Source organism: Methylobacterium sp. AC690 (genome assembly GCF_979256535.1).
Genome location: NZ_CEEDOX010000005.1, coordinates 57,912 through 73,975, shown reverse-complemented (window position 1 = coordinate 73,975; position 16,064 = coordinate 57,912). Strand labels below are relative to the sequence as shown.

The window sequence follows — 16,064 nt, the reverse complement described above, 5'->3', positions numbered from 1 at the left end:
CCAAATCTTCCAACCCAGCCAGAACCGACCCAGCGCCCTCCGGGGCGTTTTTTCGTGGGCGGGCCACCCGCCGACGAGGCGGCGTCAGTCCCGTGGCCGCGCGGCGGCCCGGTAGGCCGCGGGCGTCACGGCGGCCCGATAGGCCGCGGGCGTCACGGCGTAGCGCCGGCGGAAATGCCGGCGCAGGGTCGCGGCGGTGGCGAAGCCCGCCGCCTCGGCGACGGCCTGGAGCGGCGGGTCCGCCTGCTCCAGCAGATCCCGGGCCCGGGCGAGGCGCAGATCGAGGAGCCAGCGGGCCGGCGTCGTGCCGGTCGCGGCGGAGAAGCGGCGCAGCAGGGTCCGCGGGCTCATGCCGGCACGGGCCGCCAGATGGGCGACCGGCCAGTCGCGGGCCGGCGCCGCCCGCATGGCATCGAGCAGCGGCCCGATCCGCGCCGCCTCGTGGAGCGTCGGCACCGCACCCGCCACCACCTGGGCCTGGCCGCCGTCCCGGTGCGGCGGCACGACGAGGCGCCGGGCGACGGCATTCGCGGCGGCCGGCCCGAAATCGCGGCGCACGAGGTGCAGGCAGAGATCGATCCCGGCGGCCGAGCCGGCCGAGGTCAGGATCGGACCTTCGTCCACGTAGAGGACGTCGGGGGTGAAGCGGATGCCGGGATGGCGCGCGGCCAGGGCCGCGGCATGGCGCCAATGGGTGGTGGCACGGCGCCCGTCGAGGAGGCCCGCCGCCGCGAGCACGAAGACGCCGGAGCAGATCGACAGGATGCGCGCTCCGCGGGCCGCGGCCGCCCGCAGGGCGGTGGCGAGAGCCTCGGGAACGGGCCTGTCCGCACCGCGCCAGCCCGGCACCACGATGGTGCCGGCGTGATCCAGGAGGTCGAGCCCGCCATCGACGAGGAGGCGCACGCCGCCCTCGGCCCGCAGCGGCCCGGGATCGAGCCCGGCCACGGCGAAGCGGTACCAGTCCGGCCCCATCTCGGGGCGGGGCAGGCCGAAGACCTCCACGGCGACGCCGAACTCGAAGGTGCAGAGACCGTCATAGGCCAGCACCACCACGAGACGGTCGGCGGGGGAGAGGCGCGCCTGCGACTTTGGCATGATCGCGACGCTAACCGGCAATCCGGGCCGCCGCCAAGGAGCGCGCCCGCTGGTAGGTCTGTCGTCCCCTGCGATGGAGACCCACGATGAGCCCCGTGACCGCCATTCCCGCCTGCCCACCCGCAATCGCGCGCGCTCACTTCCGGCGTCGCCTGGAACTGGAGACCGATTGCGCCGACGTGGCGGCCGCCCTGGGCGCCGGACCGCCCGACTTCGTGCTGCTGCACGCCGTGGGGTCGGCGGCGGCGTTCCGGCGCCGGCACATTCCGGGCGCCGTGCACCTGCCGCACCACCTGATCACGGCCGAGCGCCTCGCCGCCTGGCCCGCCGCTACGCTGTTCGTGGTCTACTGCGCCGGCCCCCATTGCAACGGGGCCGACCGGGCCGCCCTGCGGCTCGCCGAGCTCGGCCGGCCGGTCAAGCTCATGCTCGGCGGGCTGACCGGCTGGGCCGACGAGGCGTTGGCTTTCGCAGGCGACTTGGATTCCGCGAGCGACTTGGATTCCGCGAGCGACTTGGATTTCACGAGCGACTTGGATTTCACGAGCGACTTGGATTCCACGCGCGGCTTGGCCATGGCGGGCGAATTGGATTCCACGAGCGACTTGGCCTGCCCGCGTGAAGACCAGTCCGGCGGGGACCATTCCTGAAATCGGCCATCGTTCGCGAGGCCACTGTTCAATCTTCCTTTACCATAGGGAGAACAAAGTTGCCGTCGGGGCGGCGCCTGGGTCCGCCCCCAGCCGGACGGCCATGTTCCTCTTCACCACGCCCCCCGCCACTGCCCGCGATCCCGGCGCCAGCCGGGACCTGGGCACGCGCGACGGCGCCGCCGGGCGCACGGGCGCGTCGAGCGGGGTCATCGAGGCGATCCGCGACGGGGCGCAGACCTCCGGCGCGGGCTTCGACTATCTCCTGGCCACGGCCCAGCGCGAATCCGCCCTCGACCCCTCCGCCAAGGCCGGCACCTCCTCGGCCACCGGCCTGTTCCAGTTCATCGAGCAGACCTGGCTCGGCACCCTGAAGACCGCCGGTCCCCGCCTCGGCCTCGGGACCTACGCGGACGCGATCACCCGGAGCGCCGACGGCACCTACGCGGTGAGCGATCCGGCGGCCAAGCAGACCATCCTCGACCTGCGCCGCGATCCGCGGATCGCCGCCACCCTGGCGGGCGCCCTGACCGAGCAGAACCGGGAAGCGCTGAGCGGCGCCCTCGGGCGCGAGCCCACCGGCGGCGACCTCTACGCCGCCCACGTCCTCGGCGCCCGCGGAGCCGCCGCCCTCATCGCCACCGCGCAGGCGAGCCCGGCCCGGGCCGCCGCCCTCGACATGCCGGAGGCGGCCGCCGCCAATCGCGGCCTGTTCTACGACAAGACCGGGCGCCCGCGCGGCGCGGCCGAACTCTACGCCCACCTCGCCGCGGCCCGCACCGGCCCGGCGCCGGCCACGCCCGCCGCCACGATCAGCCTGCCCGAGGGAACCACCGCCTACGCCTCCCTCAACGAGGGCGGCCTGCGCTCGATGTTCCAGACGGATCCGCGCCAGCAGGGCGGCGTCTCGGCCGGGGTCGCCCGCCTCTGGCAGGGGCGCAGCGCCGGAACCGATGCGAGCCGGACGGAGCCGGCCCGCGCGGCGCCGACCTATTTCCCGCGCTCGGACGGCACCGAGAGCGTGACCGGCAGCGCGCCCGCCGCCACCGTCGCACCGGCGACCGCTGCGAACCCCGTGCCGGCCGCCGCGACGGCCCTGGTCGGAGCCCCGCTGCCGCCCCGCCGTCCGGCGGAGTTCGGCGCTTCCAGTCAGGCGGCCCGCCCCGGCGCCCCCCTCGACCTGTCCCTCTTCACGATCCGGAGCGGCTCATGATCATCCGCCAGTTCCTCGCCTGGACGCAGCACACTTCCGCGGCGCGACGGGCGGAGGCCGCGGGTGCCCTGGCCCGCGCCTACCTCTATGACGGCCTCGGCGAGGATATCGCCTGGGAGGCGGAGGCCGCCCTCCTCGCCCTCCTGGACGATCCCTCGAGCCTGGTGCGCCGGGCCCTGGCGGAGGCCTGCGCCGCCTGCGCGAACGCCCCGCGTCCCCTGATCGTGGCGCTGGCGGGCGACCAGGCCGAGATCGCCACCCTGGTGCTGGCCCGCTCGCCCGTGCTGAGCGACGCCGACCTCGTCGACGGCGTCGCCATCGGGTGCCTCGCCGCCCGCCGCGCCATCGCGAGCCGGATCGACCTGTCGCCGGCCGTCGCCGGGGCGCTCGCCGAGATCGCGGAGCCCGAGGCCCTGGTCGTGCTCGCCCGGAACCGCAGCGCCCACATCACCACCGGCAGCCTGATGCGGATGGTGGAGCGCCACGGCGACGTGGCCGCCCTGCGCGAGGCGGTCCTGGCCCGGCCCTACCTGCCCCTCGAGGTGCGCCAGAGCGTGACCACGCGCCTCGCCGAATCGCTCTCCGCCTTCGCGGTCTCCTCCGGCTGGCTCACTCCGGCCCGCAGCGCGCGCGCCAGCCGCGAGGCGCAGGAGCGCACGACCCTGGCCTTCTGCGCCGAGGCCCATCCCGTCGACCTCGCCCGGCTGGTCGCCCACCTGAAGGCCTGCGGCCAACTCAATGCCGGCCTGCTGCTGCGGGCGATCCTGTCCGGCAACATGGCCTTCGCCGAGATGGCCCTGGCCGATCTCGCCGGCCTGCCCGTCCGCCGGGTGGCCGGCCTGATGCACGATGCCTCGACCGCCGCCTTCGCGGCCCTGCACCGCAAGGCCGGCCTGCCGCCGGTGCTGCTGCCGGCCTTCAGCGCCGCGCTGTCGGCCTGGCGCGAGGCCGGGGCGGGCACCATCGCCAGCGCCGGGGCGGGCCTGTCGCGCCTGATGATCGAGCGGGCGCTGACCGCCTGCGAGACGATGCCCTTCGCGGAGGCCCAGAGCGTCATGGCGCTGCTGTCCCGCTTCGAGGCCGAGGCCGCCCGCGACGAGGCCCGGGTGCTCGCCCGCGAACTCGCCGCCGAGGCCGAGCGCAGCGAGATCCTGCGGATCGAGCGCGAGATCCTCGACGCCGAGTGGCGCGAGGCCCAGCGCCAGGTCCTCGCAGACTGGGACGCGCCGCAGGCCCTCGAGGCCGCCCCCACCGCAACCTTCGAACCGGCCGCCGAGATTGTCGCGGCGGCGGTGCCGGAGGTTTTGGAAGCGACCTCGGAAGTGACCTCGGAAGCGACTTCGGAAGCGACTACGGAAGCGACTACGGAAGAAACCCTGGAAGTGCCACTGGTCGAGTCCGCTCCGGTGGCCGTCGACCCCGCTGCGGAAGCCCTGCCCATCGTGACGAATCGGCCGGCCTCGGGGGATTCGGAGGTCGCCGCGGTCGCGGAGATACTGGCCGTGGTGCCGGCCGAGGCGTCGGCGGACGTCGAGACGGCGCGCACCGATCCGGTGGGCCTGATCCTCGACGGACTCTCCGACGCGCTGCTGGCCGAGTTCGAGGGCAGCCGCGCCCGAAGCCGCGCCCTCGCCACCGAGGTCGTGCTCGACGCGATCCCCGAGGCGCTGATCGCGCGCTACCGTGAGGACCGGGCGCGTCTCGCCGCCTGAGGGGCGCTCAGCCGAACTGCTCGCGCAGGATGCGCTCGTCGAGGCTGTGGCCGGGATCGTGCAGCAGGGTCAGGTTGGTGGCGTGGTCGAGCCAGGTCTCCACCGTGCAGACCCGCCGGAACTCGGTATGGTCGGCCACCGCCGCCACCGGCCGGTGCTCGGCGTCCAGCACCTCGATGAGGATGCGGGCGTAGTCCGGCAGCAGGGCCCCGTGCCAGCGCCGGGGCCGGAAGGCCGAGATCGGCGTCAGGGCCAGGAGACGGGCGTTGAGGGGCAGGATCGGCCCGCCCACCGACAGGTTGTAGGCGGTGGACCCGGCCGGGGTCGCCGCGAGCACGCCGTCGGCGATGAGCTCCGGCAGGCGGACATGGCCGTCGATCGAGATGCGCAGCTTGGCGGTCTGGTGCGTCTGGCGCAGCATGTAGACCTCGTTCAGGGCGCGGGCCTGGTGCCGGCGCCCCTCCGTGTCCACGGCCTCCATCATCAGCGGGTGGATGATGCTGCGCTTGGTGTTCTCCAGGCGCTCGATCAGCCCGTCCTCGCGGAACTCGTTCATGAGGAAGCCGACCGTGCCGCGGTTCATGCCGTAGATCGGCGTGCCGGCATGCATGAAGCGGTGCAGGGTCTGGAGCATCAGCCCGTCGCCGCCCAGCGCCACCACCACGTCGGCCTCGTCGGGCGGCACGTGGTCGTAGCGCCGCATCAGGGTCGCGGCCGCCTGGCGGGCGTCCTCCGTGGGACTCGCGACGAAGGCAAGCCGTTCGAAACGCCGGGCCATGGGCTCACATCCGTCCTGTCGACCACCTGGCCGACCACCTTGCCGACGCGGAGCGTTCGCGCCAGCGTCTCGATTCCAGTCCTGCCGGCATCCCCGCCGGCCCGCTCCCGCCGGTGGAGCGGCAGAGCCCTGGTCGGAGACCCATAGCATGGAGCGGCCGCTTCTCGTCTACACCACCTTCCCGGATGCGGGCACCGCCCTGAAAGTCGGAGAGGCGCTGGTGCGGCTGCGCCTCGCGGCCTGCGTCAACGTCCTGCCGGGAATGCTCTCGGTCTACGCCTGGAAGGGCGCGGTGGAGCAGGGCTCGGAAGTCGTCGCGATCCTGAAGAGCCGCGAGAGCCTCGCCGACGCCCTCGGCGCCGCCCTGAAGGCCCGCCACCCCTACGCGACGCCGATCATCCTGCACCTGCCGGTGGCAGGGGCCGACCCCGACACCGCGGCCTGGATCGCGGCGGAGACTCAAGGGCCGCCGATCGGGTAGCTCCGGCCCTTCCACAGGGGCGTGCCGCTGCCCTTGCGCCGCAGGAGGGCGGTCCACTGGATCGCCAGGGCGACCAGCACCGTCGCCGGGTGGAGCAGAACCGTCCCCAGGGGCTCGCGGGTGATCAGGGTGATCGCCGCCCGGGTCGCCAGGGAGACGAGGGCGGCGGCGAAGGCCAGGAACGCGGCGTGGCCGGATCCGAGGCCGACCAGGGCCGCCAGGAGGAGGAGCCAGGGCAGGACGTGCCCCCCGACCAGGAGCAGGGTCCAGACGGGCAGGGCCCGCGGGGTCGCCATGCCCTCGTGGGCGTTCTTCGAGAAGCCGGCCCAGCTCTGCGCGAAGCCGCGATACATCCGGCAGGTCGCCAGGGCGTGCCCGGCCACGAGGTCGGTGCGGTAGCCGGCCTGGCGGAAGCGGCGCGGCAGCACGACGCCGTCGTGCAGGCTGGTGCGCACGGCGCCGTGCCCGCCGGTGGCCGCGTAGGCCTCGCGTCCGACGAGGACGAGCTGGCCGCAGGCGGCACCGAGGCTGGGGCGCGGGGAGGCCCGCATCATCGCCATCGGCAGGTAGCCGAGGAGCAGGAAGTTGATCATCGGCACCGTCAGGCGCTCGCCCAGCGAGCCCATGCGCTGGCGCGGCACGCCGCTGACCAGGGCGCTCTCGGTCCGGCGCGCATGGGCGGCGAGCGCCGCCGCCGCGGCGGGCGCCAGGCTGACATCGGCGTCGACGAAGAGGAGATGCGTCCCGGTCGCGGCCTCGGCCAGCCGCGCACAGGCGTGGTTCTTGCCCGTCCAGCCCTCGGGCAGGGGCGGGATCGGGACGAGGCGCAGGCGCGGGTCCTCGGCGGCGATGGCGGCCACGATGGCGGCGGTGTCGTCGGTGGAATGGTCGTCGCCGACGAGCACCTCCAGGGCGACGCCGGCGCTCGACAGGGCGGCCCGCACGGTGGTGGCGATCACCGCGGCCTCGTTGCGGGCCGGGATCAGCACCGAGACCCGGGCCCGGACGTCGAGGTCCGGCTCGGGGGTGCGCAGGATCGAGAGGTTCACCCAGGCCACGAGGGCGGGCAGCAGCGCACAGGCCAGGGCCAGGATCGCGAGACCGAGCATCACGGAACCGGATCTCCCTTCTGGCGGTGGGCCGGCTCGAAGCGCCGCCCCGTGACGACGGCCCCGAGGCGCCGCCAGAGATCGTAGATCCCGCCGATCCCCTTGGCACCGGATGCGAGCGGCGTGAAGTGGTCGGCCGCGCGCGCGATCACGTCGAGACTGAGCCGGTCGAGGGTGGCGGTCAGGTCCGCCTCCATCCGGGCGAGGCGCTCGGCCCGGGGCAGGGCCAGCAGCTCGGCGCCGGGGATCGGCGCTCCGAAGGCCGCGAAGGCCTCGCCGCCGCGCTCCTCCCAGAAGGCGTATTCGAGAGCCAGCGGCACGAACAGCGCGTCGGGCGCGATCTCGGGCAGGCGGCCGACGCCGGCGCGCAGGCCCAGCGGCCGGGCGCGAACGTCCTGGAAGCGACCCTGGGCGGTGATCCAGATCATCCGGTTCGGCGCCCCCAGGATGCGCCGCGTCGCCCTGAGGAACTGGGCCGCGCCGCGGGCCGAATCGAGGTCCACCGCGAAGGCGCCCATCCGGGCGAAGACCGCGTACTTCTCCAGCATCCGCGCGTCGAAGGGCGCGTAGCTCTCGTGGCGCGGAAACAGCCGTCCGGCCAGGAGGATGACCACGGCGGCGTCCCACCAGGCCGGATGGTTGCAGTAGACCACCACGGGACCGGGATGGTCGGCGCAGGCCGGCACGCCCCAGCGGGCGAGCCGCAGGGCGTTGAGGTGGCGTCGGACGTAGCGGTCGAAGTACCCGACCATGAACCGCCACAGGGCGGGCGATCGGGCGGGGCCGTCCTCGCGGGACACGCGGCGGGCCTTCAGGCGCTGGCGCGCGCCTCCCCGCCGACCTCGGCGCCCCGCGCATCGGTGTCGAGGGCATCCGCCGCGATCCAGCCCGACATCATCACCATCGGCATGCCGGGACCCGGATGGGCCGCGCCGCCGGCGAGGTAGAGGCCGCGCACCTGCCGCGAGCGGTTGCCCGGCTTGAACGCGCCCATGAACTTGCCGTGGGAGGCGAGGCCGTAGATCGCGCCGTTGAGCACCTTGTAGCGCTCGTGGATGTCCTGCGGGGTGAGGTGGCGCTCGACGACGATGCGCTCCTCCAGGTCGGGCATGTTGGCCGTGCGCTTGAGCTTGTCGAGGATAACCTGCCGGTAGGCCGGGAACATCTTCGACCAGTCGTGGTGCGGGCGCAGGTACGGGGTGTGAACCAGGACGTAGAGCGCCTCGCCGCCCTCGGGCGCCACCGACGGGTCGGTGGAGGAGGGGGCCGCCAGGTAGGCGGTCGGGTCCGGGGCCGGCTCGCCCTTGTGGTAGATGTAGTCGAATTCCTCCTCCGGGTTGCGGGAGAAGACGAAGTCGTGGTGGTTCAGGTGCTCGTAGCGCTTGTTCAGCCCGAGATAGAGCACCACGCCGGAGCAGGCCGGCTCGAAGCTCTTCTTCTCGTAGGACTTGCCGACGTCGCCCCCGACGAGCTCGCGGTAGGTGCGCACCGAATCCATGTTCGAGATCACGGCGTCGAACGGGGTGACGCCGGAGGCGGTCCGCACGCCCTTGACCGCCCCCTTCTCGATGGCGAGGCCGGTGACCTCGTCGCCCGGCCGCAGGGTGGCGCCGAGTTCTCCGGCGAGCTTCGTCAGGGCCTCGGCCACCGCGCGGGTGCCGCCCATCGGATACCAGACCCCCTCCGCCGTCTGCATGTGCGCGATGGCGCAGAGCACGGCCGGGGCGCCGTAGGGCGAGGAGCCGACATATTGCACGAAGTGGTCGAGCATCTGCGCGAGGCGCGCATCCTTCACCTTCGAGCGGATGGTGCCGGCCACCGACGAGCCCATGCGCAGGGACAGCACGTCCCGCAGGGTGCCGGGATTCATGTTGGCGCGGAGATTGATCGTGTCGAACAGGTCCTCGACCGGCTTCCAGAAGAAGAACTTGTTCGAGACGTCGTGCAGGTGCTCGGAGATCTCGAGGAACTTCTTGTAGCCTTCGCCGGCGCCGGTATTGGGCGCGAAGCGCTCCATGTCGGCGGCCATGGTGGGCACGTCGGCCATCAGGTCGAGATGGGTGTTGTCGTCGAAGAAGCAGCGCCATTGCGGATCGAGGCGGCGCAGGTCCAGGTAGTCGTGGATGTTGCGCCCGGCCTCCTGAAAGATGCGCTCCAGCACCTTCGGCACGGTGAGGATGGTCGGCCCCATGTCGAAGCGGAAGCCGCCCTCGTGCAAGACCGCGGCCTTGCCGCCGAGCCAGTCGTTCTTGTCGTAGAGCGTGACGTTGTGGCCGCGCGCGGCGCTCACGCAGGCGGCCGCCAAGCCGCCCAACCCTGCGCCGACGACGGCGACCGAAGACCCAGCCCGCATGTTCGTGTCACTCCCCGGGCCGGTCCAAAAGCCCATCCCTGCCATGAAGCTAGACCGGATGGCCGCGCGGTCAACGCGCTAACCGGTCGCGGCACGGACCAACGCCGTCTTTGCCGTCCCGTCCTAGGTCGTCCGCCGCGACACCAGCCCCAGCGCGACCCCCAACCCCAGCGCCGCGACGGCGGCCATCACGCCCCAGGCGGGGAAGGCGGCGGCCCAGCCCTCGCTGAGAGCGTTCTGGTAGGCCTCGATCGCCCAGGCGTTGGGCGTGAGCCAGCCGGCCTCCTGCAGCCAGGGCGGCATCAGGAAGCGGGGCACCATGCTGCCGCCCACCGCCGACAGCAGGAGGACGCCGAAGGTGGCGGCCAGGTGCGCCTGCTGCCGGGTCGCGGAGGCCGCGCAGGCGGCCAGGGCGAGGCCGGCGGCCATCGCCGAGACCAGGAGGGAGGTCACCAGCCAGGCGCCCGCATGGGGCAGGATGTCGACCCCGTGCAGGAGGGCGGCGGCCGCGAAGATCAGTCCCGCCTGAACGAGGCCCTGGCCCACCAGGAACAGGAACTTGCCCAGCACCACCACGGCGAGGCCGCCAGGCCCCGCCATCAGCCGGTCGGCGAGGCCGGACTGGCGCTCGTCGACGAGGGAGAGGGCCCCCTGCATGGCGGCGAAGAGCAGGAACACCGCCGTGATCGCCCCGGCATAGTAGCTCACACGGTCGTTGGTGGCGCCCGAGGCGGTGCTGCGCCGCTCCACCAGGGAGGCGAAGGCGAAGGGCTCCTTGCGGGCGCGCTGCTCGGCGAAGGCCTGGTTGAGGAAGGCGCGCTCGTCCGGACCGATCTTGCCCGAGCGCTCCACGTCGGCGACGATCCGGGCCAGGACCACGTCGGGCAGCGCCTCGTTGAGGACGCGCTGGAGCTGGCCGAGGGCGATCGGGGTCGCCAGGGCCTTGGCGGGATTCTCGATCAGCACCACGGGCTGGTCGGCGCGGGGGGAGCCGGCGTCGAGGTCGCCGCGCAGCACCAGGGCGACGTCGACCTCGCCGCGGCGCACCGCCGCGACGGCGCCGTCGAGGTCGGTGGCGGCGAGGGGCCCGACCCGGAGGGACGGGTCCGCCTCCAGGGCCTGCATCAGGCGCTGCGTCGTCGGCGTCCGGGCCAGGTCGAGGAGGCCGAGATGGATGCGGATGCGGTCGCCCAGCGCCCCGGAGAAGATCGCGGCGAAGATCACGAAGATCACCGTGGGCAGCACGAAGGCCATGACCAGGGCGGCCCGGTCGCGCACCAGGCCGAGCAGCATCACGCGGAAGGCGGCCGAGATCATGCGGTGGTCCCCCGTTCGGCAACCCCATCCTCGGCCGGCGTCGCCGATCCCGCCACGGCATCGCGGTACACCGCCTCCAGCCCGGGCGCGCGGATGCGGATCTCGGCGATGGGCACGCCCGCGTGCCGGAGGTCCGCCAGCAGGTCGGCCCCGTCGCGGGGCGTCCCGCTCAGGTGGCGCGCCCGCCAGGTCGAGCCGGTGTCGACGGGCACGAAGCCCGCCCGGCGCAGGACCGCCTCCGCCGCCCCATCGGCGGGAGCGACGAGGGCGGCCTCGTGCTCGGGGGCATCGGCGCGGATGCGGGCGAGGAGCTCGGACAGGCGGCCGTCGGTGATGATCCGCCCCTGCGCCAGGATGGCGACCCGGTCGGCGAGGCGCTCGGCCTCGGCGAAATCGTGGGTGGCGACCAGGACGGCGGTGCCGGCCTCGCGCAGGCGCCCGAGCACCGCGTGGATCGCCGCCCGGGCGTGCAGGTCGACCCCCTGCGTCGGCTCGTCGAGGAGGACGAGGCGGGGCCGCGCCATCAGGCTGGCGGCGATGTTGACCCGGCGTTGGTAGCCGCCCGAGAGCAGCCCCACCGGGCGCCGGGCGACCTCCCCGAGGGCGCAGAGCGCGAGGCCCGTCGCCACGGCCTCCGCCCGCGCCCGCCGGGGGATGCCGGCGAGCTGGGCGAAGACGGACAGGTTTTCGGCCACCGAGAGGCGGGGATAGAGGGCGATCTCCTGGGGCACCCAGCCGATCGCCCGGCGCGCCGCCGGCGTCCGATGGGGGTCGTCGCCGGCCACGCGGACGCTGCCGGCGTTGGGGGCGAGCCGGCCCGCGATGAGGCGCATCAGCGAGGTCTTGCCGGCGCCGTTGGGGCCGAGGAGCGCGAGGGTCTCGCCGGCGCCGAGGGCGAGGTCGACGCCCTCCAGCACCCGGGTGCCGCGATAGGCGAGGGCGGCGCCGGCCACCCGCAGGAGCGGCTCGGTACGGAGGCTCACGTGGCGCTCAGCGGGGCGGCAGCGCGCGCGACAGGCGAACCCGCACGCCGACCCCGGGCTCCCGCACGACGAAGCGCGCGCGCGCGAAATCCGGGCGGGCGGAGCGGGCGGATTCGCCGGAGAAGCCGTAGGGCTCGAGGGGCAGGCCGAGGCCGGTCCGGTCGAGGCGGCCGTTGCGGTTGGTGTCCTGGTAGGCCACCGCCGCGTAGATGCCGGGCGTCACGTTCGAGAAGACGAAGCGCTGGGCGGCGGCCCGGGGCTCGGCCTGCTGCCCCGTCCGGCAATCGGCCTCCGACAGGCCGTCCTGGCACAGGGCGACGGAGAGCAGGCCCCCGGGCTCGATGCCCTCGACCTCCACCGCCACGGAGGCGGCGCGGGCCGCGCCCGAAACCAGCAGAAGGGCGCAGAGGCCGGCCAGGGGCCGCGACAGCCCCCTCAAGTGGCGTCGCCCGAGGCGGCCAGGGGCGCGGTGGCCGGGATGCCGGCGCTGGCGGCCCCGACGCGCCCCGCGGAGAGCTCCTCGATGAGGAGGCGGGCGGTGATGCGCGCACCCTCGTAGATCACCGGCAGGCCGGAGCCCGGATGGGTGCCGCCGCCGACGAGGTAGAGACCCGGCCCGAAGCGGTTGTGCGGGCGGAAGTAGAGCATCTGCATCAGGTCGTGGGCGAGGTTGAAGGTGGCGCCCTCGTGCACGAAGAAATCGTCGCGCCACTCGGTCGGGTCGACGATGCGCTCGTAGCGGATGCGCGACTCGATATCGCCGAGGCCGAGCAGCTTCAGGCGGTCGAGCACGAGGCGGCGATAGGTCTCCCGCAGGCCCTTCCAGTCGATGCCCGCCTTCAGGTTCGGCACCGGCACCAGCACGTAGAGGCTGGTCTGGCCGGGCGGCGCCATGCCGCCGTCGGTGAAGCCCGCATGCTGCACGTAGAGCGAGGGCTGCATCGACAGGATGCCGTCGGTGATCTCCCGGATGTTGCGGGCGTAATCCTCCGACAGCAGGATGGTGTGGTGGCCGAGGGCCTCCGGCATCGGCCCGTCGAGGCCGAGGTAGAGCATGAAGGTCGAGCAGGAGAGGCGCGCCTTCTCGATCTTGGCGTCGCGCCAGCGCGGCCGGTGCTGCTGCGGCACGAGGTCCTGGATGACCTTGGCGAAGTCGCCGTTGATGACGACCGCGTCGGCCTGCAAGGTCTCGCCGTTGCAGACGACCCCGCTGGCGCGCTTGCCCTCGAACAGCACCCGCTCGACGCCCGCCCCGAGGCGGACATCCACGCCCATCCGGCGGGCAAGGCCCGCCATCGCCTCCGAGACGGCGCCGCAGCCGCCGACCGGGTGGTAGACGCCGTGCTCGTACTCGAGGAACGACAGGATGGTGAACAGGCTCGGGCACCGGAACGGCGACATGCCGAGGTACTTGGTCTGGAACGCGAAGGCGAGGCGGACCCGCGGGTCCTTGAAGTAGCGCCGCAGATCCTTGTCGACGCTGCGCCCCGGATGGAGGTGGGGCAGGGCGGCGATCATGGCCGGGGAGGCCATGGCCCGCAGGGTGTGGAAGGCCTGCTCCAGGACGGGCTTGAAGAACTTCAGCTTGACCCGGTTGTCGGCGAAGAACTTGCGCACGTTCTTGGCGTCGTCCGGCGCGATGCGCGCCACCTCGGCCTCGAGCCGGTCCATGTCGTTCGTGGCGCGGATCTCGCCGCCCGCCTCGAACACGAGGTGGTACTGCGGATCGAGGCGCTCGAGCTTGACGTGGTCTTCCAGGCGCTCGCCGCAGGTCTCGAAGATGTCGGCGAGGATCTGCGGATAGAGGAAGAAGGTCGGCCCGATGTCGAACCGGAAGCCGCCGGGCGCCTCGACGGTCTTCGTGCGTCCGCCCACCGCCGGATCCTTCTCCAGCAACGTGACGTGGACGCCGGCGCGAGCGAGAAGAAGCGCGGTGGCGAGGCCGCCGGGACCGGCACCGACGATGATGACGCGGCGTCCGGACAAGGTCCGCAAGCCGTCCCGTGACTGCAACAACGCTCACAACTCCATCGTCTACAGACCCACGTGCCTCATGCATGTGGCGCGTGAGCATGGTCCGTCCAGGGCTCGCGGTCTAATCTTGACCGTAGTGGTGCGGGCGGCAATGGGGGCGCAGTGTCGCGCATCCCCGGCCGATCCGGCCGCGCCGGTCCGCCATCCGCCGTCAGGCAGCCCGGGACAGGTGGTGCAGCGCGATGGCGCCGGCCGTGGCGACGTTGAGCGAATCGAACTCCGGCGCCATCGCGATGCGGACGGTGCGCAGGCGCGCCATCAAGTCCGGCGGCAGGCCCGGCCCCTCGCTCCCGAGCAGGAGCAGGGTCCGGGCGGGGGGCGCCAGGGTCCCCAGGGTCTCGGCCCCGCCGGGGCTCAGGGCCAGGGGCTCCAGGGCGTGGCGCGCCGCGAAGGCCAGGAGCGCATCGGCATCGGCGAGCTGCAGGAAGGGGACGATCAGGGCGGCGCCCGCCGAGACGCGGATCGCCTTGCGATAGAGCGGATCGCAGGTAGCCCCATCGAGGAGCACCGCGTCGGCTCCGAAGGCGGCGGCGTTGCGGAACAGGCCGCCGACATTGTCGTGGTTGGTCAGGCCGACGAGGCCGACCACGAGGGCGGGCGCCGGGGCCGGCGGCAGGCGGGGCCGGGCGTCATCGGCGGCCTCCCCGCCGCGCAGGCCGACGCCGAGGACGCCGCGATGGATCGGGAACCCGGTGATCGCACTCATCACGGGCTTCGCCGCGGTGTAGACGGGCACGCGCTCGGGCAGACGGGCCAGGGCCGCCTCCAGGCCGGCCAGGCGCTCGGGCGCCAGCAAGATCGATTCGAGGCCGAACCGGGCCCGGGCCGAGAGCATGACCCGCAGGGTCACCTCGCCCTCGACGATGAAGCGGCCGGCGCGCCCGACGAGGTCGCGCTCGCGCATCGCCGCATAGGGCGCGAGGCGCGGGTCGGCGGGATCGTCGATGGCGACCGGCGCGGGTCGGGAGCGGGCGGCCAAGGCGGCGTCAGGCGCTCGCCGGACGCCCGCCCATGCGCACCGCCAGGGGATCGGCCTCGGCCTTGGTCGGCACCTTCACCAGGGCCTCGCCGTCGAGGACGACCTCGCCGGCCACCGAGCAGGTGCATTTCAGGCGGGCGCGGCGGCGCTCCGGCACGAGCTCGGCCACCTCGACCGTGACCTCGACGGTGTCGCCGATGCGCACGGGTGCGCGGAAGTTCAGGGTCTGGCTGATGTAGACCGCGCCGGGGCCGGGCAGGCGGGTGCCGAGCACCGCCGAGATCAGGCCGGCGGTGTAGAGGCCGTGGGCGATCCGGGTGCCGAAGGGCGTGCGTGCCGCGAAGTGCTCGGACAGGTGGATCGGATTGCGGTCGCCGGTGATCTCGGCGAAGCCCACCACGTCGGAGGAGGCGATGACCTTGTTCAGCGTCTCGGACAGGCCGACTTCGAGATCTTCGAAGTACAGGACGCGCAGTTCGGGCATCATCGGCAGTTTCCCTGACTTCGGTGGGTGGCACGCAGGTCTCGTGCGGCTTGGCTTTTCGCCTCGCACAGGCAGCGGACCAAATCCAGTATGCGGCAGCCGAAAAGCATCCCGCCGGGCCTTGAGCCTCGACAGGCGGAGGCAACTCGCGCCATGGAGGCCCTTGCCGCGCGGCACGGGCGCAGGTTCGGAGACCTCACCCTGAAGACCGCCCCCTCACGAGACGAGCCGACGCCCGTGTCCGCCACGCCCACCCCGTCCGCCACCCTGCGCCCAGTAGTCGCCCGCGTCGCCGGGCTGAACCTCGCGTATTTCGGCATCGAGATCACCGTCGCCCTGGCGATCGGCTCGCTGGCACTCATCGCCGACAGCCTCGACTTCCTCGAGGACGCGGCGATCAACCTGCTGATCTTCGCCGGGATCGGCTGGAGCGTCCGCAACCGGGCCCGGCTCGGGGCCGTCCTCGCCGTCATCCTGCTCCTGCCGGCGCTCGCCACCGGCTATGCCGCCTGGATCAAGTTCGCCACGATGGCGCCGCCGGCACCGATCCCCCTGACGCTCACGGGCCTGGGGGCGCTGGCGGTCAACCTCACCTGCGCGATGTTGCTGGCCCGCCACCGCTCCGGGGGCGGCAGCCTGACCCGGGCCGCCTACCTCTCCGCCCGCAACGACGCCTTCGCCAACCTGGCGATCATCGCCGCGGGCCTCGCCACCGCCCTGACCCTGTCGGCCTGGCCGGACCTCATCGCGGCGGCGGGCATCGCCGTCCTGAACGCGGATTCGGCCAGCGACATCCTGAAGGCCGCCCGCGCGGAGTGGCGCGCGGCCAAGGCCGTCTCCGAGACCCCGGTTCCCTGAGAGGCTGCGAGCCCC

Annotated in this window: 15 protein-coding genes and 1 pseudogene; 5 read left to right on the top strand and 11 right to left on the bottom strand. The window is 73.5% G+C overall.

What is annotated here, in order from left to right:
• Positions 1–84 precede the first annotated feature (84 nt).
• Complete coding sequence (gene ftrA, locus AC0IY1_RS07400; RefSeq protein ID WP_471768746.1) at positions 85–1,119, bottom strand: transcriptional regulator FtrA; 1,035 nt, start codon at positions 1,117–1,119, stop codon at positions 85–87.
• A gap of 65 nt (positions 1,120–1,184) precedes the next feature.
• On the opposite strand from ftrA, the pseudogene AC0IY1_RS07395 reads away from it, so the two are divergent.
• From AC0IY1_RS07395 to AC0IY1_RS07385, 3 genes and pseudogenes are all read left to right on the top strand, one after another.
• Positions 1,185–1,592 (top strand): annotated as a pseudogene (locus AC0IY1_RS07395) (rhodanese-like domain-containing protein); the annotation flags it as partial.
• A gap of 259 nt (positions 1,593–1,851) precedes the next feature.
• Complete coding sequence (locus tag AC0IY1_RS07390; protein ID WP_471768745.1) at positions 1,852–2,961, top strand: lytic transglycosylase domain-containing protein; 1,110 nt, start codon at positions 1,852–1,854, stop codon at positions 2,959–2,961.
• The gene (locus tag AC0IY1_RS07385; protein WP_471768744.1) at positions 2,958–4,673 is read left to right on the top strand and encodes a DUF2336 domain-containing protein; all 1,716 of its coding nucleotides are present in this window, start codon (positions 2,958–2,960) and stop codon (positions 4,671–4,673) included. The genes AC0IY1_RS07390 and AC0IY1_RS07385 overlap by 4 nt, the downstream gene beginning before the upstream one ends.
• 7 nt (positions 4,674–4,680) lie before the next feature.
• On the opposite strand, the gene AC0IY1_RS07380 is transcribed toward AC0IY1_RS07385, so the two are convergent.
• On the bottom strand, positions 4,681–5,451 hold the full coding sequence (locus AC0IY1_RS07380; protein WP_055949532.1) for an NAD kinase: 771 nt from the start codon (positions 5,449–5,451) through the stop codon (positions 4,681–4,683).
• A 148-nt stretch (positions 5,452–5,599) separates the two neighbouring features.
• Between AC0IY1_RS07380 and cutA the strand changes: the two genes are divergently transcribed.
• Positions 5,600–5,932, top strand: coding sequence for a divalent-cation tolerance protein CutA (cutA, locus tag AC0IY1_RS07375; RefSeq protein ID WP_055949535.1), 333 nt, complete (start codon positions 5,600–5,602; stop codon positions 5,930–5,932).
• Here the strand turns inward: cutA and AC0IY1_RS07370 are convergent.
• From AC0IY1_RS07370 to croR, 9 genes are all read right to left on the bottom strand, one after another.
• The gene (locus AC0IY1_RS07370; protein WP_471768857.1) at positions 5,911–7,041 is read right to left on the bottom strand and encodes a glycosyltransferase family 2 protein; all 1,131 of its coding nucleotides are present in this window, start codon (positions 7,039–7,041) and stop codon (positions 5,911–5,913) included. The two genes, cutA and AC0IY1_RS07370, sit on opposite strands and share 22 nt — an antisense overlap.
• Entirely contained in the window at positions 7,041–7,793 is a 753-nt protein-coding gene (locus tag AC0IY1_RS07365) for a lysophospholipid acyltransferase family protein (protein WP_471768855.1), read from the bottom strand. The genes AC0IY1_RS07370 and AC0IY1_RS07365 overlap by 1 nt, the downstream gene beginning before the upstream one ends.
• 59 nt (positions 7,794–7,852) lie before the next feature.
• The gene (locus tag AC0IY1_RS07360; RefSeq protein WP_471768743.1) at positions 7,853–9,394 is read right to left on the bottom strand and encodes a phytoene desaturase family protein; all 1,542 of its coding nucleotides are present in this window, start codon (positions 9,392–9,394) and stop codon (positions 7,853–7,855) included.
• 123 nt (positions 9,395–9,517) lie between these two features.
• The gene (locus tag AC0IY1_RS07355; RefSeq protein WP_471768742.1) at positions 9,518–10,711 is read right to left on the bottom strand and encodes an ABC transporter permease; all 1,194 of its coding nucleotides are present in this window, start codon (positions 10,709–10,711) and stop codon (positions 9,518–9,520) included.
• Positions 10,708–11,694 (bottom strand): ABC transporter ATP-binding protein, encoded by a 987-nt coding sequence (locus AC0IY1_RS07350; protein ID WP_471768741.1) that lies wholly within the window; start codon positions 11,692–11,694, stop codon positions 10,708–10,710. Before AC0IY1_RS07350 ends, AC0IY1_RS07355 begins: the two co-directional genes overlap by 4 nt.
• A 7-nt stretch (positions 11,695–11,701) precedes the next feature.
• A complete protein-coding gene (locus tag AC0IY1_RS07345; RefSeq protein WP_471768740.1) occupies positions 11,702–12,133 on the bottom strand; it encodes a DUF2141 domain-containing protein in 432 nt (143 codons plus the stop codon).
• On the bottom strand, positions 12,130–13,710 hold the full coding sequence (gene crtI / locus AC0IY1_RS07340) for a phytoene desaturase family protein (protein WP_055949551.1): 1,581 nt from the start codon (positions 13,708–13,710) through the stop codon (positions 12,130–12,132). The genes AC0IY1_RS07345 and crtI overlap by 4 nt, the downstream gene beginning before the upstream one ends.
• Before the next feature lie 169 nt (positions 13,711–13,879).
• Positions 13,880–14,632, bottom strand: coding sequence for a TrmH family RNA methyltransferase (locus AC0IY1_RS07335; RefSeq protein WP_471768853.1), 753 nt, complete (start codon positions 14,630–14,632; stop codon positions 13,880–13,882).
• Positions 14,633–14,714: 82 nt separating this feature from the next.
• Positions 14,715–15,194: a 3-hydroxybutyryl-CoA dehydratase gene (gene croR / locus AC0IY1_RS07330; protein WP_055949554.1), complete on the bottom strand. Its 480-nt coding sequence runs from the start codon at positions 15,192–15,194 to the stop codon at positions 14,715–14,717.
• 234 nt (positions 15,195–15,428) lie between these two features.
• On the opposite strand from croR, the gene AC0IY1_RS07325 reads away from it, so the two are divergent.
• Positions 15,429–16,049 (top strand): cation efflux transmembrane domain-containing protein, encoded by a 621-nt coding sequence (locus AC0IY1_RS07325; protein WP_471768739.1) that lies wholly within the window; start codon positions 15,429–15,431, stop codon positions 16,047–16,049.
• The last annotated feature ends 15 nt before the right edge of the window (positions 16,050–16,064 follow it).